Source organism: Labedaea rhizosphaerae (genome assembly GCF_004362825.1).
Taxonomy (GTDB): domain Bacteria; phylum Actinomycetota; class Actinomycetes; order Mycobacteriales; family Pseudonocardiaceae; genus Labedaea; species Labedaea rhizosphaerae.
This window is the reverse complement of record NZ_SNXZ01000001.1, coordinates 1,288,154-1,307,468: the sequence shown is the minus strand read 5'-3', so window position 1 is coordinate 1,307,468 and position 19,315 is coordinate 1,288,154. Positions and strand designations below refer to the sequence as shown.

The 19,315-nt window shown below is 69.1% G+C and carries 20 protein-coding genes; 7 read left to right on the top strand and 13 right to left on the bottom strand.

All coding sequences use genetic code 11. From position 1 onward, the window contains the following. The first annotated feature begins 103 nt into the window (after positions 1-103). Positions 104-1,018 carry an ROK family protein gene (locus EV186_RS06035; RefSeq protein ID WP_133848040.1) on the top strand — a complete coding sequence of 305 codons (915 nt, stop codon included), beginning with the start codon at positions 104-106 and terminating at the stop codon, positions 1,016-1,018. On the opposite strand, the gene EV186_RS06030 is transcribed toward EV186_RS06035, so the two are convergent. From EV186_RS06030 to EV186_RS05980, 11 genes are all read right to left on the bottom strand, one after another. After that, positions 988-1,566 carry a peroxidase-related enzyme gene (locus EV186_RS06030; RefSeq protein WP_133848039.1) on the bottom strand — a complete coding sequence of 193 codons (579 nt, stop codon included), beginning with the start codon at positions 1,564-1,566 and terminating at the stop codon, positions 988-990. The genes EV186_RS06035 and EV186_RS06030 overlap by 31 nt on opposite strands. Before the next feature lie 106 nt (positions 1,567-1,672). Beyond that, positions 1,673-3,349, bottom strand: a complete 1,677-nt coding sequence (gene mctP, locus EV186_RS06025) for a monocarboxylate uptake permease MctP (protein WP_133848038.1) — start codon at positions 3,347-3,349, stop codon at positions 1,673-1,675. Continuing rightward, positions 3,346-3,630 carry a DUF3311 domain-containing protein gene (locus EV186_RS06020; RefSeq protein ID WP_133848037.1) on the bottom strand — a complete coding sequence of 95 codons (285 nt, stop codon included), beginning with the start codon at positions 3,628-3,630 and terminating at the stop codon, positions 3,346-3,348. The genes mctP and EV186_RS06020 overlap by 4 nt, the downstream gene beginning before the upstream one ends. A gap of 116 nt (positions 3,631-3,746) precedes the next feature. Then, positions 3,747-3,935 (bottom strand): hypothetical protein, encoded by a 189-nt coding sequence (locus tag EV186_RS06015; RefSeq protein ID WP_133848036.1) that lies wholly within the window; start codon positions 3,933-3,935, stop codon positions 3,747-3,749. Positions 3,936-4,313: 378 nt separating this feature from the next. Beyond that, the gene (locus EV186_RS06010) at positions 4,314-4,520 is read right to left on the bottom strand and encodes a hypothetical protein (RefSeq protein ID WP_133848035.1); all 207 of its coding nucleotides are present in this window, start codon (positions 4,518-4,520) and stop codon (positions 4,314-4,316) included. A gap of 127 nt (positions 4,521-4,647) precedes the next feature. Then, the gene (locus EV186_RS06005; RefSeq protein WP_133848034.1) at positions 4,648-6,486 is read right to left on the bottom strand and encodes a phosphoenolpyruvate carboxykinase (GTP); all 1,839 of its coding nucleotides are present in this window, start codon (positions 6,484-6,486) and stop codon (positions 4,648-4,650) included. A 315-nt stretch (positions 6,487-6,801) separates the two neighbouring features. Then, positions 6,802-7,545, bottom strand: coding sequence for a hypothetical protein (locus EV186_RS06000; RefSeq protein WP_133848033.1), 744 nt, complete (start codon positions 7,543-7,545; stop codon positions 6,802-6,804). 136 nt (positions 7,546-7,681) lie between these two features. Continuing rightward, on the bottom strand, positions 7,682-8,293 hold the full coding sequence (locus EV186_RS05995; protein WP_133848032.1) for a hypothetical protein: 612 nt from the start codon (positions 8,291-8,293) through the stop codon (positions 7,682-7,684). Between the two features lie 72 nt (positions 8,294-8,365). Next, the gene (locus tag EV186_RS05990; protein WP_133848031.1) at positions 8,366-10,207 is read right to left on the bottom strand and encodes a dynamin family protein; all 1,842 of its coding nucleotides are present in this window, start codon (positions 10,205-10,207) and stop codon (positions 8,366-8,368) included. Continuing rightward, the gene (gene grpE / locus EV186_RS05985; RefSeq protein ID WP_243753929.1) at positions 10,204-10,605 is read right to left on the bottom strand and encodes a nucleotide exchange factor GrpE; all 402 of its coding nucleotides are present in this window, start codon (positions 10,603-10,605) and stop codon (positions 10,204-10,206) included. Before grpE ends, EV186_RS05990 begins: the two co-directional genes overlap by 4 nt. Positions 10,606-10,901: 296 nt before the next feature. Then, complete coding sequence (locus tag EV186_RS05980; RefSeq protein ID WP_133848802.1) at positions 10,902-12,488, bottom strand: dynamin family protein; 1,587 nt, start codon at positions 12,486-12,488, stop codon at positions 10,902-10,904. 211 nt (positions 12,489-12,699) lie between these two features. On the opposite strand from EV186_RS05980, the gene EV186_RS05975 reads away from it, so the two are divergent. The 6 genes from EV186_RS05975 to EV186_RS05955 all read left to right on the top strand — a co-directional run bounded on the left by EV186_RS05975 (position 12,700) and on the right by EV186_RS05955 (position 17,679). Further along, on the top strand, positions 12,700-13,896 hold the full coding sequence (locus tag EV186_RS05975; protein ID WP_208115484.1) for a sensor histidine kinase: 1,197 nt from the start codon (positions 12,700-12,702) through the stop codon (positions 13,894-13,896). Between the two features lie 9 nt (positions 13,897-13,905). Then, complete coding sequence (locus EV186_RS05970; RefSeq protein WP_133848030.1) at positions 13,906-14,562, top strand: response regulator; 657 nt, start codon at positions 13,906-13,908, stop codon at positions 14,560-14,562. 98 nt (positions 14,563-14,660) lie between these two features. Then, positions 14,661-15,059, top strand: a complete 399-nt coding sequence (locus EV186_RS38750; RefSeq protein WP_166659035.1) for a hypothetical protein — start codon at positions 14,661-14,663, stop codon at positions 15,057-15,059. Further along, a complete protein-coding gene (locus tag EV186_RS05965) occupies positions 15,056-15,688 on the top strand; it encodes a DUF3558 domain-containing protein (RefSeq protein WP_166659034.1) in 633 nt (210 codons plus the stop codon). The genes EV186_RS38750 and EV186_RS05965 overlap by 4 nt, the downstream gene beginning before the upstream one ends. A gap of 3 nt (positions 15,689-15,691) precedes the next feature. After that, complete coding sequence (locus tag EV186_RS05960) at positions 15,692-16,942, top strand: hypothetical protein (protein WP_133848028.1); 1,251 nt, start codon at positions 15,692-15,694, stop codon at positions 16,940-16,942. Further along, on the top strand, positions 16,939-17,679 hold the full coding sequence (locus EV186_RS05955; protein WP_133848027.1) for an ESX secretion-associated protein EspG: 741 nt from the start codon (positions 16,939-16,941) through the stop codon (positions 17,677-17,679). Before EV186_RS05960 ends, EV186_RS05955 begins: the two co-directional genes overlap by 4 nt. On the opposite strand, the gene EV186_RS05950 is transcribed toward EV186_RS05955, so the two are convergent. Both EV186_RS05950 and EV186_RS05945 read right to left on the bottom strand, forming a co-directional pair. Continuing rightward, on the bottom strand, positions 17,670-18,566 hold the full coding sequence (locus EV186_RS05950) for an SDR family oxidoreductase (protein WP_133848026.1): 897 nt from the start codon (positions 18,564-18,566) through the stop codon (positions 17,670-17,672). The genes EV186_RS05955 and EV186_RS05950 overlap by 10 nt on opposite strands. Continuing rightward, positions 18,563-19,114 carry a TetR/AcrR family transcriptional regulator gene (locus EV186_RS05945; protein WP_133848025.1) on the bottom strand — a complete coding sequence of 184 codons (552 nt, stop codon included), beginning with the start codon at positions 19,112-19,114 and terminating at the stop codon, positions 18,563-18,565. Before EV186_RS05945 ends, EV186_RS05950 begins: the two co-directional genes overlap by 4 nt. Positions 19,115-19,315: the final 201 nt, after the last annotated feature.

Below are 19,315 nucleotides of genomic sequence, written 5' to 3'. Positions count from 1 at the left end.
TGTTCCCTATGACCCCGCGGTGCTGGCGGACCCCCGACCTGGCAGCACCACGGGGTTTCTTCATGTCCGGGTTTCTTGATGTCCGTCCACGTACCCTGACGCCGTGATCCTGGCGGTAGACATCGGCGGCACCAAGATCGCTGCGGCCCTGCTCGACGAAGACGGCGAACTGCGGGCCGAGCAGCGCACCCCCACCCCGGTCGACTCGGCGGAGACCACGTTCACCGCGGTCGGTGAGGTGATCGACGCGGTCCTCGCCGGCACCCGCCCCGACGCGGTCGGCGTCGCGTGCGCGGGCCCGGTCGACCACCTCACCGACACCGTCAGCCCGATCAACATCCCGCACTGGCGCGGCTTCCCGCTGCGCAAGCGGCTGCGGGATCGGCTCGGCTGCGAGGTCACGGTCGCGGGCGACGGCGTGTGCATGGCGCTGGGCGAGCACTGGGCCGGGGCCGGCCGGGGCGCGTGGTTCATGACCGGGCTGGTCGTGTCGACCGGCGTCGGCGGCGGGCTGGTGCTCGACGGCAAGCCGTACCTGGGGCGCACCGGCAACGCCGGGCACCTCGGGCACGTGGTCGTCGAGGAGGACGGCTGGCCGTGCACGTGCGGTGGGCGCGGGTGCGTGGAAACCGTCGCCGCCGGACCGCACCTGGTGCGCTGGGCCCGCCAGCAGGGCTGGCAGGCGCCGGAGTCGGCGGACGCGGCCACGCTCGCGGCCGACGCCCACAACGGCAACAAGATCGCCCTTGCCGCGTTCCGCCGCAGCGGGTGGGCGGTGGGCCTGGCCATCGCGGCCACGGCCGTGGTGTGCGACCTCGATCTGGCCGTGGTCGGCGGCGGCGTCGCCCAGGCCGGCGACCTGCTGTTCGACCCGATCCGGGAATCGGTCGCCGAACACGCCAAGCTGTCTTACGCCGCCGACCTGAAGGTGGTGCCCGCCGAGCTGGGCGGGCGCGCGGGCCTCTACGGAGCCGCGGCTCTGGCGGCTCAGGCCCGCGGGACCCGGCCCATCAAGTAGAACTCGTCGTTGGGGCGCAAGGCCATCAGGTGCGCCAGCCGGTTCGACATGGCGAAGAGCGCGGTGATCGCGCCGACGTCCCAGATCTCGTCGTCGGTGAGCCCGGCGGCGCGGGCCTTCGCGATGTGCTCGTCGCCGAAGCGCTCGGAGTCGCGGGCCAGCACGAGCGCCAAGTCGACGATCGCGCGCTCGCGGTCGGACAGGTCGGCCTGCCACGGGTTGGCCGCGACCCGGTCGGCGATGTGCTCGTCCTTGGTGCGCACGCGCAGGATCGCGCCGTGGGCGACGATGCAGTACGTGCAGTGGTTGGCGCCGGACGTGGCCACGACGACCAACTCGCGCTCGGCCTTGCTGAGGCCGTCGTTGGAGTCCATCAACGCGTCGTGGTAGTCGGCGAACGCCCGCAACTCCTTGGGCCGGTGGGCGAGCCCGAGGAAGACGTTGGGCACGAACCCCGACTTCTCGGCGATGGCCTCGATCCGCTCGCGCAGATCGTCGGGCAACCCGGCGAGGGAGGCGGTGCCGAACCGGCTGACTTCGTCGCTCATGCGGGCCAAGGTAATCGCCGAGGCGGCCGGACGGCACCCAGCGACCGCGAAGACGAACGGGCCGGTGCGGAGAGTTCCGCACCGGCCCGTTTCGCCCGGTCGACCGTCAGGTGCGCTCGGGAGCGGCGGCCACGTCGAGCTGCGGCTCCTTGATGCGGGGGCTTCCCTCGTCCACGTGGTAGTCCTCCGGGCTGGTCGCGTCCACGCCCAGCGGCCGGGCGAAGCGCCTGATGACCAACGTGACGATCACCGCGACGAGCAGGTTCGCCACCAGGGCGACGAAGCCGACGTACACCTGCAGCGCCGACCCCGGGAACGGGTGCCAGCCGAAGATGTTCAGCTTGCCCAGCGCCAGCGCCGACCCACCGAAGTGCTGCTTCTTCACGGCGGCGTTCGGGATGCCGTAGAGCAGGATCAGACCCCAGGCCTGGCCGACGACCCAGCCGGCGACCAGCGCCCAGGTGTGGAACCACCTGGTGTACAGCGAGATCGCCACCGCGGGCAGGGTCTGCAGGATGATCACGCCACCGATCAGCTGCAGGTCGATGGAGAACTGCGGGTCGATCAGCACGATGAACACCAGCGCGCCGAGCTTGACCACCAGCGACGCGACCTTGGCCTGCTTGGCCTCCTGCGCCGGGGTGGCGTCCCGCTTGAAGTACTCCTTGTAGATGTTGCGGGTCCACAGGTTCGCCGCCGCGATCGACATGATCGCCGCGGGGACCAGTGCGCCGATCCCGATGGCCGCGAACGCGATGCCCGCGAACCAGCCGGGGAACTGGCCGTGGAAGAGCTCCGGCACCACGGTGCTGGTGTCGGGCTTGCCGGTCGCCGCGTTGACCACGGGCTTCACGCCCGCGCTGATCGCGACGTACCCGAGCAGGGCCAGCAGGCCCAGCATGAACGAGTACGCCGGCAGCGCGGACATGTTGCGCTTCAACACGTTCCGCCCACGCGAGGCCAGCACGCCGGTGACCGAGTGCGGGTACAGGAACAGGGCCAGCGCCGAACCGAGGGCCAGCGTGGCGTACTGCAGCTGGTTGTTGGCGGTCAGCAACGTGCTGCCGTAGGGGGCCTTCGTCGCCGGGTTGATCGACGACAGCTTCGTCTGCGCGTCACCGAAGATCTCGCCCCACCCGCCGAGCTTGATCGGCAGGTAGATCACGGCCACCAGGATCACGATGTAGATCAGGATGTCCTTGACGAACGCGATCAGCGCCGGCGCCCGCAGCCCCGACTTGTACGTGTACAGCGCCAGGATCAGGAACGCGATGAACAACGGCAGGTGGCCGAGGATCCCCGCGTGGTTGATGCCCATGCTGCGCAGCACGGCCTCGAGGCCCACCAGCTGCAACGCGATGTAGGGCATCGTGGCGATGATGCCGGTGATCGCGACCAGCAACGCCAGCAGCGACGAGCCGTAGCGGCCGCGCACGAAGTCGGCCGGTGTCACGTAGCCGTGCACCCGCGACACCGACCACAGCCGCAGCACCGGCAGGAAGACCAGCGGGTAGGCGATGATCGTGTACGGCAGCGCGAAGAACCCGGTGGCGCCCGCGCCGAACAGCGCCGCGGGCACGGCGACGAACGTGTACGCCGTGTAGAGGTCGCCGCCGATCAGGAACCACGTGATCCACGAGCCGAACTTGCGGCCGCCGAGGCCCCACTCGTCGAGGTGGTTGAGATCCTGTGCGCGGCGCCAGCGGGAGGCGACGAAGCCCATCCCGGAGACCGCGACGAACAGGATGATGAAAACGATCAGTTCGGTCCAGTGGCCGGTCATCGCGCGGCCCCCTCATCGAGGTCGTCGACGTCGAGCCCGGGGTCGGTGGCCACGGGATTGGGTTCGTCCTTGGTCATCAGGTACACCACGGAGGTGCAGATGACGCCGACGATGATGCCGACGAACTGGAACCAATAGAAGAACGGCATCCCGATGAAGGTCGGGTCGTGTTTGTTGTAGATCGCCGTGATCAGCGTGAACAACGGGATGATCAACAGCAGGTTCCACGCGCGAAACCGCAGTCCGGAACCCGCCTTCCCGTCTGGGCTGGCAGTCGACATCGGCTACCTCGCAGGGAGCAGGGCTCTAGCAGGTCGCCGGTCACCTTAGGACTGATCGAGACGCCAGTCATCGGATGACGTCCGAATCGTGACGGTAGTCGATCTAGCGTGCCTGCTCAGCGCACCGCGACGGCGCGACCGAGGTACCCGCGGCAGTCCTCCTCCGCCGCGGGTACCCGGCTCGCCTCCCCATCCCCGGTCTTCTGCTTTCCCTGCGCGTCCTTGTCCTGCAGACCCGCGGACGCCAGCACCATGCCGATGGCCGCGAGAGCCAGCAGCAACATGGCGACTCCGGCGAGAACCACGGCGCATCTCCTCTCGCTCATCTCGGTGGTCGGTCATTGGTTTGGACGTGCAGAACAGTGTCCGAGTTGCGGTGTGAGCTCGACAACTTCATTTCGATGCGGTCACGCCACGTTCGGACCAGCGGTGCACAGGCTGTGCACAGCTTTGTCCACAGGCTGTGGACAACTACCGGAGACGGCGACTGCCGGTGGGCGCTGAGGGCCGCAACGCACCACGTGTCACACCAGCAACACCAGTGCCAGACGACGACAGTGCGCAGGTGGCGGCCAGGATAAAAAGGCGAGCGGGGGAGACCGTCCACACCGGACCGTGCACGGCGAGCGCTCCGGCGTGCACCGTCGGTGCTGTGCAGTCTCTTGTGGACAACCGCGGCGGCGCTACTGGCCCAGGCGCTCGGCGAGCTGGTCGCCGATGATCAACAGGCACGGCACGCAGCGAGCGCCCTCGTGGGTGCGTTTGATCTTGCTCGCCGGGACGCTCAGTTCGCACGCGGCTTCCCAGAAGGTGCCGACGGCGTCGTCGGCCCGGAACGCGTGCACCCGCTGATCGGCGTCCGAGCGCCGCCAGTTCCAGGTGCCTGCCATGAGTCGCATCCTCCCACTTCTGACCCGGGAAACGAACGAACTCGCAGGTCGTGACGCGGGTATGCGAAGAAAAAACCGCGGCGGTCACCCGAAATCGGGGTGACCGCCGCGGTCCGTTCTTGGATCGTCAGCCCAGGCGCTGCTTGAGCGCTGCCAACTCGTCACGCAGCGAGGTCGGCACGGTGTCGCCGATCTTGTCGAACCACTCCTCGATCAGCGGGATCTCGGCCCGCCACTCGTCGGCGTCGACCTTCAGCGCGGCCTCGATCTTCGCGGGGTCCGCGTCGAGACCCTCGAGGTCGAGGTCGTCGGCGGTGGGCACCCAGCCGATCGGGGTCTCCTTGGCCGCGGCCTTGCCCTCGAGCCGCTCGATGGCCCACTTCAGCACGCGCGAGTTCTCGCCGAAGCCCGGCCACAGGAAGCTCTTGTCCTCGTCGCGGCGGAACCAGTTGACGTAGAAGATCTTCGGCAGCTTGGTCGCGTCGGCCCGCTTGCCCGTGTCGATCCAGTGCTGGAAGTAGTCACCGGCGTTGTAGCCGATGAACGGCAGCATGGCCATCGGGTCGCGGCGCACGACGCCGACCTTGCCCTTGGCCGCGGCCGTGGTCTCCGACGACAGCGTGGCACCCATGAACGTGCCGTGCTGCCAGTCGCGGGACTCGGTGACCAGCGGGATCGTGGTCGCGCGGCGACCGCCGAAGAAGATCGCCGAGATCGGCACGCCCTTCGGGTCGTCCCACTCGGGCGCCTTGGTCTCGCACTGCTCGATCGGCGTGCAGTAGCGCGAGTTCGGGTGGGCGGCCTTGTCGTCGGACTCCGGCGTCCAGTCGTTCTTCTTCCACGAGGTGAGGTGCGCGGGCGGCTCGCCCATGCCCTCCCACCAGATGTCGCCGTCGTCGGTCAGCGCGACGTTGGTGAACAGCGAGTTGCCCTTGGCGATGGTGCGCATCGCGTTCGGGTTGGTGTGGTAGTCGGTGCCGGGCGCGACGCCGAAGAAGCCGTTCTCCGGGTTCACGGCGTAGAGCCGGCCGTCGTCACCGAACCGCATCCAGGCGATGTCGTCGCCGATGGTCTCGACCTTCCACCCCTCGATGGTCGGGTCGAGCATCGCGAGGTTGGTCTTGCCGCAGGCGCTCGGGAACGCGGCCGCGATGTAGTAGACCTTGTCCTCGGGCGAGGTCAGCTTGAGGATCAGCATGTGCTCGGCGAGCCAGCCCTCGTCGCGGCCCATCACCGACGCGATCCGCAGCGAGTAGCACTTCTTGCCCAGCAGCGCGTTGCCGCCGTAACCCGAGCCGTAGCTCCAGATCACCCGCTCCTCGGGGAAGTGGGTGATGTACTTCGTGGTGTTGCACGGCCACGCCACGTCCTGCTGGCCCGGCTCGAGCGGCGCGCCGACCGAGTGCAGCGCCTGGACGAAGTCGCGCTCGTTGCCCTGGTCGTCGTAGAACTTGTCGAGCGCCTTCGTGCCCATGCGGGTCATGATCTTCATGGAGACGACGACGTACTCGGAGTCGGTGAGCTCCACGCCGAGCATCGGCTGCTCGGCCTCGAGCGGGCCCATGCAGAACGGGATCACGTACATGGTGCGACCGCGCATGGAGCCGCGGTACAGCTCCGTCATGATCGCCTTCATCTCACCGGGGTGCATCCAGTTGTTGGTCGCCCCGGCGTCCTTCTCGTCGTGCGAGCAGATGAAGGTGCGCTCCTCGACCCGCGCGACGTCGTCGGGGTCGGAGGCGGCCCAGAAGGAATTCGGTTTCTTGGCCAGCCGGACGAACGTGCCTGCGTCGACGAGCTTGGTGGTCAGCCGGTCCCACTCCTCGTCCGACCCGGTCACCCACTCGACCCGGTCGGGGGTGGTCAACTCGGCGACTTCACGCACCCAGTCCAGAAGCTTGCGGTGTGCCGTCGGGGCCTGGTCAAGACCAGGAATGGTTTGTCCCGCTTCCTGAACTGCCGTCATGTGCCTCGTCTCCTGATGTGGTGCCGAAACCAGTCGGACGCCGCTGTCCGAGCGGACATCGGCGTCCTCGTTGAATGGCTGAAGCTCCGCCCGGGGGTCGAGCCGAGCGGAACCAAATACTGGGATACCCACGAGGTTAGCTGGGCAACCGGCAGTTGACCGAGCGCTGGTCTGTTCGTTCTCTCACAAGAACGATAAGGGGATCGATTCAGAGGCTTCTGACACGCAAGCATTCCGGCGACCGGGCGCCGAACGCGGACAAAAGACGACCCCGGCGCTCGCAAGCGCCGGGGTCGGTCAGGATTGGTCTAGACGTCAGGAGGACCAGGAGGAGTCCGCACCGCTGGAAGCGGAGTCCTGGTGGTAGTTGCCCGAGCTGTCGACGTAGCCGGTCTCGGTCACCTGCCAGTTGCCGTCGTCACCCTGCTCCTGGGCCACGGCCACGTCACCGGAGGAGTCGACCGCGACCGCGACGTCGGCGTCGCCGTCCTGGTCGGTGTCGGTGACGTAGATCGTGTCGCCCTGGCCGTCGGTCACCGCGGCGGTGTCGGCGACGCCGTCACCATCCGTGTCGTAGGTGGCCTGGCCGGCGTCGAACGAGCCGTCCGGGGTCTCGACGGTGATGTCCTCGCCAGAGCCGGTGCTCGTGCTGCTGCTCGCCGACGTGTCGTCGTAGCTGGTGTCGGTGCTGGTGCTCGCCGAGGTGTCGGTGGCATCCGGGGTGTCGGTACCCCCGGTGCCGCCCGCGCCCACGTCCACCGGCTCCCACTCGCCGGTCGACTCGTTGTACTGCGCGGCCCCCTCGACCTGACCGTCCGCGCCGACCTCGACCGCGACGTCGGCGTCGCCGTCGCCATCGGAGTCGGTGAACGCGACCACGCCACCCTGACCGTCGTCGATCACCGCGGTGTCGTTGGTGCCGTCACCGTCGATGTCGTAGTTCTCGTCGGTGGTGTAGTCCTCACCCTCCACCGTGACGGTCATGGTGTCGTCGTGACCGCTGGTGGTGTCGGTGGTGGTGTCGTCGTGGCCGGTGTCGCCGGTCTCGTCGATGTACACGGTGCTCCCCGTTCCTCGCCCCCAGGCTGGGGCTCTCGTGAATGCCTTGACTTGCCTCTATGACTCACGGTAGGGCCTGGTGGTTCCCCGCCCCCACGCGGCCCTGATCAGGCGGTCCGCTATCCGGACAACGCGGTCAGCGACGCGTGTAGTCCACTTCCAGGTTGCCCTGCGCGTCCACGTGCCCGGCCTCCGCGACCTCCCAGTCGCCGTCGGCGCCGGACTCGGTGTAGACCACGACGTTGCCGTCGGCGTCGACCTCGGTGGCCACGTCCGCGTTGCCGTCACCGTCCACATCGGTCAGGTACATCCGGTCGCCGTCCTCGTCGGTGACGACCGCGGTGTCCTTCACGCCGTCGTCGTCGACGTCGTAGCGCGCGGCCCCCGCGTCGACCTCGCCGTGGCCGGTGTCCACCATGACGTGCTCGCCGTCGGCCGCCGCGGTGTCGGCGTTCTCGGTGTGCGCGCCCTCGTTCATGCCCACCCACGTGTCGGACGACTCGTCGTGGCGCTGCTGGTCGATGACCTGGCCCTCGTCGTTCACCGTCACCTTGTAGTCGGCGTCCCCGTCGCCGTCGGTGTCGGTGTACGTGGTGCTGCTGCCGTCCGCGTGCCCGACGACCGCGCTGTCATCCACGCCGTCGTGGTCCAGGTCGTACTGAGCGTCCAGCTCGTACGTCTCGCCCTGGGAGCTGACCTCTACGTATCCGCCGTCCGAGGCGGCGTCGTAGTCGTCGTGCTCGTGCATGGTGGTTCTCCCTCAGTGATGACCTACCCCAGTGGCGCGCACTGTAGCGCCGTTGTAGCTCAGACGTCCGATTCAGGCGTTTCGATCCCGTACAGACCGAATTCGTGCCAGCAAGGCCTGGGCACGCTCGCGTCCACTCGTGACGTCCGTCAGCTTCTTGCTCACCGCGGTGAGCCGCTTGGACCGCTCGGTGGCGTCCAGGCGCATGGCCTTGTCCACCTCTTTGAGCTCGTCCTCGATCTCCGAGATGCGGTTGCGCAGCGCCTCGTCCATCGCCAGGGAGAGCTGTGAATCGGCCTCGATCATCTGCTCGGCGACCAGCTGGTCCAGTGTGGACCGGGCGTCGGCGATGGCGTCGCCCAGCCACTGCTTCATGTGCGTCTTCTCGGCCTGGAACTTGCGGGTGCGGCCCATCCACCAGCCGAGGCCGAGGCCCACGACCGCCACGGGCAGCATCACGAAGCCGGCCGCCGCGACCCCGGCCATGCCGGGGATCATCGACGCGGCACCACGCGCGAGCCCGAAACCGCTGGACCCGCCCATGATGACCATGAGCTTGTCGTCCGAGGTGGTCTGGCGCTTCTCCGGCGGGCGCAGCACCACCGGCGGGTTCTCGGCGCGGGCGATCTGGGCGCTGAGCACGGTCAGCTCGTCGGTGGAGAACAGCTCGGAGAGCGACTTCTGCGCGACCTGGTTCAGCCGGTTGGAGAGCTGGTTCGCGACCTTGTGCGAGATCAGCTGCAGCGCGTGGTCCACCTCTTGCGGCAGCGTCGCCAGCTTGTCCCGGTCGGACGCGTCGATCTGCTGGCGGAACCACGACTGCATGTCGCGCACCTGGCGGGACACCTCGTGCGTGATCTCCAGGCGGGTGCGCTGGATCTCGCTGCGCATGGTGACCTGCCAGCCCTTGGTGGACTCCTTGCGCTTGGCGGTCAGCTCTTCCTTGCGCTCCTTGAGCTTCTCCACCTCGGCGGCACCGGTGGACAGGGCCCGCTTCTCGGCCTCGAACTTCACCACGACGGCGTCCAGCGCGCTGGACAGCGAGCGCAGCGTGTTCGCCTCGCCGAGCATCACCGAGCGGCCGACGAGCAGGCCCTCCATCTCGGTGCGCAGCTCCTCGATGCCGGACTTCTCGCGCAGCATGCCCGCCGCGTCCGGGTTGGGGGCCTTGGCCGCCATCGCGTACATCCGCGAGGACACGGGGTGGAACTTCGCGTCGGTGAAGCGCGGCGCGTGCTCGGCCAGCAGCGCGAGGTTGGCGTCGAGCACCTGCCGCCAGCCGCGGTAGGCGTCCGTTTTGGACAGTGCGAAGATCACCGTCTCGACCCGCTCGCCGACCTCGCTGAGGAACTTCAGCTCGCCGGAGGTGAACGGCGCGGAGGAGTCGACGACGAAGAGCAGCGCGGTCGCGCTGGCCGCGGCCTCGATGGCCAGCTCGCCGTGCATGGAGTCGAGCCCACCGACCCCGGGGGTGTCCACAACGGACAGCTTCTCCAGCAGCGACGACGGGCCCTCGATCTCCACGTACCGGGGCGGGATCTGGCCCTCGGGCAGCTCGTGCGCGGCCGACACCCAGTTGACCAGCTGGGAGAGCTCGATCGGGATCGGCGCGAACTGGCCGGGGTAGCAGGCCTTGGCATGCCACTGCTCGGCGTGGCCGAAGGTCAGGTAGGTCGCCGTGGCCACCTCGGCGTCCACAGGGGACAGACCTTCCTGGCCGATCAACGCGTTCACCAGCGAGCTCTTGCCGCGGTTGGTCTCCCCGACGACCACGACGGTCGGGCGGTTGGACCGCTTCGACCGCTGCTCCTCGATCTCCTTGGCCGCCTCGGGATCGGCTTCCTTGAGGTGGTTGAGCAGCTGCTGGCGGGTCTGCGCGACCGCCTTCGGCAGCGAGACCGCGGGCGCCGTCATGTAGTGGCTCCCTGCATGCCGGTCTGGGGCGCGTTCTTGGCCGTGTACACGGTCACGATCGGCACCCGCAGGGTCGTGCCGCGGTCGCTGAACCCGACCACCTCGGTCTCCGCGACCATGCCGTCCAGCTCGGCGTTCTCGGTGTCGACCGTGCCGCCGGCCTCGTGCAGGGTCGGGTCGAACTTGTCGCCGTCCGGGCGCAGCGCGGTCACGCCGACGGTCGCGAGCGCTTCCTCGATCCGCTCGGTGACGCCCGCGCTGCGCGCCCGGTCGAGCGCGTACAGGCAGAGCTGCACCAGCGTGCGTCGCTCGGTCAGCGCCTGGTCGAGCAGCGTCGCGGTGGCGTCGGTGTCGGGCTGGTCGACCGCGACCGGCTGCTCGGGCTGTGGCTCGGTCACTGCGGCCTCCGGCTCTGCCGTGCCCTGCGGCGCTTCCTGCGCCTGCGGGGCCGGTTGCTGTGCATAGGTTTGCTGCTGGGTCTGCTGGGCCGGCTGCGCTTGTTGTTGCGGCGGCGGGGTTTGCTGCGGCGGGCGCGGGTGACCGGCGATCGGCTGGCCGATCATCTGCTGCACCTGGCCGGCCCGGATCGCGTCGGCGATCACGTGGGCCTTGACCTCGACCGTCGAGTCGGCCTGGTCGGCCTGGTCGGCCTCCTCGGTCCGGCCCTTCTTGTTGAACCAGTTCGCCAACGCGATCACCCCGCTTGTTCGCGCAGTTGTTGCCAGATGAGGAAGTAGGCCCGGTGGACGACGTGCGCCACCCGGCTCTGCGCGGGGGTCGCGCCGAACGAGGCGAACGAACGCCACCACCCGGCCCGTTCCAGCGCGAACGCGGACAGCTCCCGCTGCGGGCGTCCCTTCATGCCGAGCTGGTCGCCGATGTCGGCGTTGCTGCCCACCCGCAGGACCTCCTCGGCGAGGTCGTCGGGCATGTTCACGGCACCGGACGTGACCAGCGTCAACGCCTCGAGCAGGCGCAGCTGGTGGGCCTCCGGCTTGGCCAGCAGGACCTCGATCGCGTCGTGCACCCGCTGCCGCTCGCCCGCGTCGCCGGAGGCGTGCGCGAGTGCGGTCACCGAGGCGAGCGCGGCCGCGGCCTTGATGCCGTCGGCGCGGGCGCGGAACACCGCGTCCAGCCGGCCGCGCACCTTGGCCAGCCCGGAGGCGTCGAGGAGGCGACGGCGCAGCGCGCCCGCGGTGAGCTCCGGGTCGGCACGCAGCGCGTCGACCGCGCAGCGGATGCCGTAGAGGTCGAGCTTCTCCAGCAGCCGGGTGCGGGTGCCGGTCGGCACGTCGCACTCCCAGCTGACGAAGATGTCCGCCGACATCAGCATGGTTTCCCATGTGGCGTCATCGAGGGCGGCGAGCTGACGCAGCGCGTCGGCGTCGGCGGAGGTGAAGCCGCCGGACTCGGCGGACTCGGCCAGCAGGCCGATCACCGGGATCACGTCCGCGACCCGCGGCTTGAGCGTCGCCGCCTGCTTCTCCGCGATCAGGCTGGCGGCCTTCCAGACGTCGCCGTCGGAACCCTGCACGGACTCTGGCGCGATCGTGTCGGCCTTGTTCAGCGCCGCGATCGCGTTGACCGGGCCGGCCTCGCGGCTCGCGGTGGCGGCGGTGAACGCGGCGAGCGCCTGCTGGTCGTCGGCGCGCACGCCCTGGGTGACGACGTAGAGCACGGCCTCGGCGCCGGCCACCGCGTTGCGCGAGGTCGGGTCGAGGTCGGCGTCGTCGTCCTCTTTCTCGTCCTCTTTGCCCTCGGTGCCCTCGTCCGTGCCGTCGAACGCGCGGTGGCGGGCGCTGCCGCCGGCGACGCCGAGCAGCTCCTCGGTGCGCTTGACCGACGCCGCGTCCAGCGAGCCGAGGCCCGGCGTGTCGATCACCGTCAGGTCGCGCAGCACCGCGTTGGTCAGGTAGGCCTCGAGGTGGGAGACCTCGTCGAAGTCGACCTCGAGGTCGTTGGGGATCATGCCGCCGACGTCGAAGGGCAGCACCTGCTTGCGGCCGTCCTTGAACACGACCTCGACCCGGTCGACCGTGCCGTACTGGTAGCGGGTGACCAGGCGGGTGCACTCACCGACGTCGGTCGGCGCGACCCGGCGCCCGATCAGCGCGTTCACCAGCGTGGACTTGCCCGACTTGATGCGCCCCGCGACTGCGACCTGCAGCGGCGCGGAAAGCCGGCGCAGCACTTCGCGGAAGCCGGCGGCGGTGCGCGCGGATACCTGCGGCTGCAAGCGCGTGCACAGGTGGGCCACCGCCGCGGACAGCGGGCCGGCCATGTGCTGCTGCTCGGTGGCCGTTGTCACGCCTTCTCTCCTCGCGGCCGGATCGGGGGATTCGCCACTGATCGTGCCACGTCGCGCTTCGCGACGGCGACGCGTTCGGTCAAAGTGTCGGGTGCGCGCGCCCACGGGGGTCAGCCGCGGGTAGGACACGAGGTGCGACGGCGGTCTGACGCGTGATCGTCCGAAGTCGACCTACGCTGGACCCATGCGGCGCTTGAGCTTGTGGTTGCAGGCACATCCCCTGGTCGGGGACTGTGTCATCGCCGCATGCCTGGCCGTGTTCGAGCTGCTGTCGCTGTTCGACCTGCCCGGCGGGGTGAACGCGGTCGTGTTCTGGGTCGTGGGCCTCGGGCTGCTGGGCCCGCTGGTGATCCGGCGCCGCAACCCCGTGCTCTCGGCCTACATCGTGTTGGTGGCCGGGTACGTGCAGTTGTTCACGCACGGGCCGAGCGGGCCGACCCACGCCCACGACGCGGTGATCCGCCTCGCCGACATGGCGCTGGGCATCTCGCTGTACACGCTGGTGGCCTACGCGGGGCGCTGGCACGCCGTGCGGTACGCGGCGCTGCTCGCGGTGGGTTCGGTGGCCTGGGCCTGGTGGCGGATCGGCTGGCACAACGGCAGCGGCGTCATCGCGCTCATCGTCGTGACGATCACCTTCGCCCTGTGCTGGGTGCTCGGCGAGTTCATCGGCGCGCGGCACGCCTACCAGAACGAGGTGGCGCAGCGGCTGGCGCTGCTGGAGACCGAGCGCGACCAGCAGGCCCGGATCGCCGTGGGGCGCGAGCGCGCGCGCATCGCCCGCGAACTGCACGACGTCGTGGCGCACGCGGTGAGCGTGATCGTGGTCCAGGCCGACGGCGCGGCATACGCGGTTCGGCGGAATCCGGAACTCGCCGAACGCGCCGTGCAGACGATCTCCGCCACCGGCCGGGAAGCGTTGACCGAGCTGCGCCGGCTTCTCGGGGTGCTGCGCAGTGAAGACGGTCGCGACGTGGACCGCACGCCCCAGCCGGGCGCCGGGTCGCTCGCCGAGCTCGCGGAGCGCGTGCGTGGCGTCGGGCTGCCGGTGACCCTGACGGTGTCGGGCGACCTCGACGACCTGCCCGCGGGCGTGGGCCTGGGGATCTACCGGATCGTGCAGGAGTCGTTGACGAACACGCTCAAGCACGCCGGCCCGGGCGCGTCCGCCGAGGTCACGGTGACCAGGCTGGGTGAGCGGATCGAACTGGACATCACCGACGACGGTGCGGGCGGCAGGCAACTGGTCGGCGTCTCCGGCGGCAACGGCCTGATCGGCATGCGCGAGCGCGCCCACGTGTACGGCGGCTCGCTGGCCGCGGGTCCGGGCCCCGCCGGCGGTTGGCGCGTTCGGGCCGTGATCCCGGTGGACGGTGCGTAGGTTGTGCCTGTGATCAGGGTGCTCGTCGTGGACGACCAGGAACTCATGCGCGGTGGTTTCCGTCTCGTGCTCGGCGCGCAGGAGGACATGGAGATCGTCGGCGAGGCCGGCGACGGCAAGGCCGCGGTCGAGTTGGCCGCCTCGCTGCGCCCCGACGTGGTGCTGATGGACGTGCGCATGCCCGTGCTGGACGGCGTCGAGGCAACGAAGCTGATCACCGACGCGGGGACATCGAAGGTCCTGGTGATGACGACGTTCGACCTCGACGAGTACGCGTTGTCGGCGTTGCGCAACGGCGCGAGCGGGTTCCTGCTGAAGGACACACCGCCGGACCACTTGGTGTCGGCCTTGCGCTCGGTGGCGGTGGGGGACGCGGTCGTGTCGCCTTCGGTGACAAAGCGGTTGCTGGACCGCTTCCTGGGCCAGTCGGGCGGAAAACTGCGCGATGCCGCGGTACTGGACGTTTTGACCGAACGAGAACGCGAAGTCCTGGTATTGATGGCCCAGGGTTTGTCCAACACCGAAATCGCGCGAAAACTGTTCCTTTCCGAGGCAACTGTCAAAACGCACGTGGGCCGCGTTTTGGCGAAACTCGGACTGCGCGACCGGGTGCAGGCGGTGGTCCTTGCTTACGAGACCGGACTCGTTCGCCCCGGTGAGGCATAACCGTTAGCCCAACCGGGTGGTGACCTGATCAACAGCCCCGGTCAGGTCGTCGTGCTTCGCTATCCTCCCTGGTTGCAAGGGGATGACCTGGGGGGATCGTGGCCGGATTTCAGAAGGACGGCGGCGGCAGCCATGCCGACACACCCGCGCCTACAGCAGGCACGGGGACCCAGCGTCTGCAGGTGACGCCGGAGAACGTCGTCGAACTGGCGGTCACCTTCCGCCAGATCGCCGACCTCTACGAGCCGATCGCCCAAGGCCTCGAGTACGACCTCCTGATCAAGGAGCCCTGGCTTGGTGACCCCTTCAGCCAATGGGCCAAGGACGAGTTCAACAACTACTTCGTCAAGGACGACAACTCGCTGGTAGCGACCATCAGAGCGCTGCACAAGCAGCAGGTCGACACCTTCAACGCGTTGAAGGTGATCGCCGATCAGTACGGCAAGACGGAAGAACTCAACAAGCAGTTGATGCAGCAGCAGGAGCAAACCCCGTGAAGCCTTGGCTTGTGGTCGCTGCCTGCGGCCTGCTTTCGGTCGTCGTGACGTCCTGCACCGATTCGGCGCAGGGTCAGCCCACCTCCGCGACATCGGTCACTTCAGACACGTCAGCCGGATCGACGACCACTGGATCCACCACCTCCCGGGTCTTGCCGCCCCGGCCACGCGACATCGATCTGACAGGGATCGACCCCTGCGACATGCTGACCAAGAGCCAAGCGCGAGAGATGGAATACGACAAGGGCTACCAGCGCCCGCCGCAACACGACACCAACGATGTGACGGGCGCCCCCTCTTGCAGTTTCTCATCGTCTACCAGCGGGTCTGGCCTGCTCATCTCCCCGGTAACCACCGAGGACGCATCCGTGTGGTTGACCAACCCGGAAAGGGAAACCGTCAACCCGCCGGAGAAGACCACCGTGGACGGATTTCCCGCGTTGCGCATCAAGCCCAAGCCGACCGACGACCTGCCAAACAACTGCCACTTGATCATCGATGTGCACGATGGTCAGTACATCGACATCTTCGTAAACAATCTCAGTGGCGAACCAGCTCCTGCATCGACGTACTGCACGGAGGCGGACAAGGTGGCCGGGCTGGCGATCGAGACGACGGGGAGCCGTTGACACATGGTCGACATCAGCGACGTCAGACTCGACGGGGTCTCGCACGAAGAGATCATGCGCTGGGTTGGCGAGGGGGACGCGGACAGGACCACCCACGTTTTCGAAGCGCGGATGCAGAAGGTCGTCTCGGTGCTCTACGAGAGCAGTGAGACCACCAATCGAGCCGTACAGCGAGCCAACGCCGGGGACTGGCAGGGCTCGGCCGCGGAGTCGGCACACGGGGCGATGGTCACGATGCGCGACTACGGCGACGCCATGCACGGACACAGCGAGAACAACCGCTACGCAGCGATGGGGCAGTCCGGAGAGTCGGCAGCAACGCGCAGCCGGGTGCCGTTGCCGGTGCCACTGCCGTCGGCTGGCGGCAACCGGCCGCAGCTCGTTGACGCCACTCAGGATCCGCATGCGCAGTTGGCGGCACGGCGGTCGGCTGAGCAGCAGGCGCGTGAGGTCATGGGCGAGTACCGGGACGCCACACAGGCTCGGGTCAGTGCGTTGCCTGCAATCCCGCCCGTGCCGAAGGTTGTGCTCGACACGGGAACCGATGCGCCGCCGCCACAGACGAAGAGCCAGTCGCCGAGTCGGCGCGGTGTGGATGGGCCGGTTGCGCCCGGCGGTGGCACGTCTTCTTCCTATGGCAGTTCAGGCGGAACGTCGACGCACGGGACCGTTCCTGGTGGGCAGCACGTGAGCGCTCCGCCGGTGCCGGTTCAGGGGACCGATCCGAGTTCGGTGGCCACGCCGCCGGGTTCTGGTGCACCGGTGGTGTCGGGCGGCCCAGGTGGGTCGTGGAGTAGCGGGCAAGGCGGTCCGTCCGGGCCTGGCGGCTACGGGACGCCGGGGTGGGGCGGCTCCGGCGGTGCGGATGGATATCCCGGTGCCGGTGGATATGGCCGGTCCGGTGGGTCGAACGGGTCGAGCGGGGACGGCGGGTCGGGTGCTGGCCGGTCGGGCGCGCCTGGTGAATCGGGCGGAGCTGGGCGTGGGGCGCAGCCCGGTGCACGTAGTGGCGCGGGCCTGGCCGCGACGGAAGAAGCCGCGATGGGGCGGCGGGGAGCAGGGCGCGCCGGTGGGGCCGGTATGGGCGGGATGCTGGGTGGCGGGCCCAGCGCCGAGGGCGACGAGGACAGCGAGCACACCAACAAGTACGGCCTCCCCAGCGACGAGCACTTCGACGAGGACGACGACTACCTGCGCGACCCCCGCAACCGGGAGTTCTTCGTCGCGCCGGATGTCATTGGTGGGCCCGAGTGACCGAGTTCGCCTTGTCCGCGACCGAGTTCGATGTCGTGTGGCGTGGGCTCGGGTATGGCTTGCCGCCGCTGATCCTCGACGTGCCGTCGCCGGGGGCCACCTACACCGAGCGGGCGGTCATCGAGCGGGAGGTGTGGGACGCGCTCGGTGGGCGTGGGCTTGCCGATGGGCCCGGTCAGCCGCGGCCGGCGGTGGCCGCGCTCTTCGCCGTGATCGCGGAGCGGAAGAAGGCCATCGAGTTGCGGGTCGGGGCGTTGCGCACCGTGCTGGCCGTCGGTCCACGGCGGGCGGTGCTCGCGCAGCTCGACGGCGACCGGATGTGGTTCGCGACCGTGCCGGAGACCGGGCTCGCGGCCACGATCGTCGAGGTGTTGCCCGCGGCGCCCGCCGGGGCCGGGCGGTCGGTGACGGTGGACGCCCGAGCGCTGGCTGCGGCCGAGGCGGCTTCGACGCCGATCGCTCGCCAGAAAGCGTTGCAGGACAGTGGAGTCGCCCGCGGCGACGCGCGCGCCTTGGCCGAGATGACCGACGGCGCCACCGAGGTCGGCCAGTTCGCCGTGGAGGTCGACGGGCGGCGCGGGGACCGGGTGGTGGCCTTCTACCGCGGCACGACCGGCCGCTACCAGCTGATCAGGCACGGCGACCACATCACCGTGACCCCGGCGAGCGCCGCGCAGTTGAGCGCCGCCGTCGACCGGCTCCTCGAGGACTTCGACCGCCAGCTGGTTCAGCGGTAGGCCGCGGCGTCGACCGTGTCCGGCTCTTTGCCGGTCGCCACCACCTCGTCGTACCAGCGGCCCCAGTCGGGACGGGTGCCGTCCAGGTCGGTGAAGCCGTACTCGCGCATCAGGGTCCAGCTGGCCATGACCTTGCCGTTGAACCGCGCCTTCTCCGGGTCGTCGGCCAGCGCGGCGATGCCTCGCCCGATGTAGCGCGGCGTTTCCGACATGACGAAGTGCGGTTCCTTCGCCACCCCGTCGCGCCAGGTGGCTTCGGTGACGCCGAAGTGGTCCAGCATGAACTCCGAGCGCAGGAAACCCGGGGTCACCGTCAGGGCCGTGCAGTCCGTGCCTTCCAGTTCACCGGCCAGCGCCCGGCCCAGCGCCCGCATGCTCGACTTGACCAGGTAGTACGCGAGCCCAGCCCCGTGGTAGGTCTCGTCGTCGCCGTCGGTGATCTCCACGACCATGCCCTTGTTGCGCACCACCAACGGCATCAGCCGGTGCAACGCGATCAGGTGGGTCTCCACGCCGTTGCGCACCAGGCTGAGCACGGCGTCGAGGTCCTGCTCCCAGTACGGCACGCCGAAGACGTGGAACGGGTCACCGCCCCAGACGTCGTCCACCAGGATGTCGACCCCGCTGTCGATCCGGTCCACCAGAGCGTCCACATCGGACACCTTGGTGAAGTCGCAGCGCACCGGGATCCCCTTGCCGCCCACGGCATCCACCAGTTCCGCGGTCTCCTCGATCGTCTCGGGACGGTTCATCGGCGAACGCTGCTCCCGCGTCGTCCTGCCGGTCACGTACACGGTCGCACCGAGTGCGCCCAGCTCCACCGCGATGCCGCGACCGCACCCGCGGGTCGCGCCGGTCACCACGGCGACCTTTCCTGCCAACGTCATGTCCATCCCTCCAGTACCAACGTCAGATCCGCGCGCAGCCGGTCGACCAGCGTCCCTTGTGGACGGATCGACCAGTCCAGCGCGATGCCGGCGAGCAACCCCTGCAGCACCCGGGCCGCACCGCACGGCAGGCCGGCTCGAGCGGCCAGGCCCGCCAGTTCCGCTTCCGTCGCCGCGAAGTGCTCGGCGAGCAGTCCACGCAACTCCGGGTCGCCGATGTCCACGCCCAGCTGACCCAGGTGGTTGGCCGCCTCCGCAGGACCACCCAGGTGGGCGTAGGAGGTGACCGCCGCCTCACGCAGTGCCACGACCGGCGACGACTCGGCGGCGGCCGCCGCCCGCATCGACTCGACCATGTCCGCGGTGCCGGCCTTGGCGACCGCCACGAGGAGACCGTGCTTCGAGCCGAACCGCCCTGACACCGATCCCACGGCCACGCCGGCTTCCCTGGCGACCTCGGCCAGGGTGAACCCCGGCCCCATGCGCGCGATGACGGCGCCCGCCGCTTCGACTATCCGCTGGTCGGAGATGGTCCGGGGGCGCGCCACGTGGTTATTGAACCACAGTTCATTAACTGTGTCACCCATCCGAGAACCAGGGTCGGGTCAGGGTGATCACGGATCGCGTCGGTCTTCAGGCCAGGGCAAGCTACGACCACAAGCTGACCGAGGGTGCGACCCCAGTACGACGCGCCCGCACAGCCATTCCCTCCACAATGGAGGCAGCGGTAGCAAAGACTCAGGGGAGAA

What these genes read in the sequence shown, in the direction of transcription:
- EV186_RS06030 (WP_133848039.1), bottom strand. Translation starts at nt 1,566, where the DNA reads ATGAGCGACGAAGTCAGCCGGTTCGGCACCGCCTCCCTCGCCGGGTTG.
- mctP (WP_133848038.1), bottom strand. Translation starts at nt 3,349, where the DNA reads ATGACCGGCCACTGGACCGAACTGATCGTTTTCATCATCCTGTTCGTC.
- EV186_RS06020 (WP_133848037.1), bottom strand. Translation starts at nt 3,630, where the DNA reads ATGTCGACTGCCAGCCCAGACGGGAAGGCGGGTTCCGGACTGCGGTTT.
- EV186_RS06010 (WP_133848035.1), bottom strand. Translation starts at nt 4,520, where the DNA reads ATGGCAGGCACCTGGAACTGGCGGCGCTCGGACGCCGATCAGCGGGTG.
- EV186_RS06005 (WP_133848034.1), bottom strand. Translation starts at nt 6,486, where the DNA reads ATGACGGCAGTTCAGGAAGCGGGACAAACCATTCCTGGTCTTGACCAG.
- EV186_RS05995 (WP_133848032.1), bottom strand. Translation starts at nt 8,293, where the DNA reads ATGCACGAGCACGACGACTACGACGCCGCCTCGGACGGCGGATACGTA.
- EV186_RS05990 (WP_133848031.1), bottom strand. Translation starts at nt 10,207, where the DNA reads ATGACGGCGCCCGCGGTCTCGCTGCCGAAGGCGGTCGCGCAGACCCGC.
- EV186_RS05980 (WP_133848802.1), bottom strand. Translation starts at nt 12,488, where the DNA reads ATGGCCGGCCCGCTGTCCGCGGCGGTGGCCCACCTGTGCACGCGCTTG.
- EV186_RS05975 (WP_208115484.1), top strand. Translation starts at nt 12,700, where the DNA reads ATGCGGCGCTTGAGCTTGTGGTTGCAGGCACATCCCCTGGTCGGGGAC.
- EV186_RS05960 (WP_133848028.1), top strand. Translation starts at nt 15,692, where the DNA reads ATGGTCGACATCAGCGACGTCAGACTCGACGGGGTCTCGCACGAAGAG.
- EV186_RS05950 (WP_133848026.1), bottom strand. Translation starts at nt 18,566, where the DNA reads ATGACGTTGGCAGGAAAGGTCGCCGTGGTGACCGGCGCGACCCGCGGG.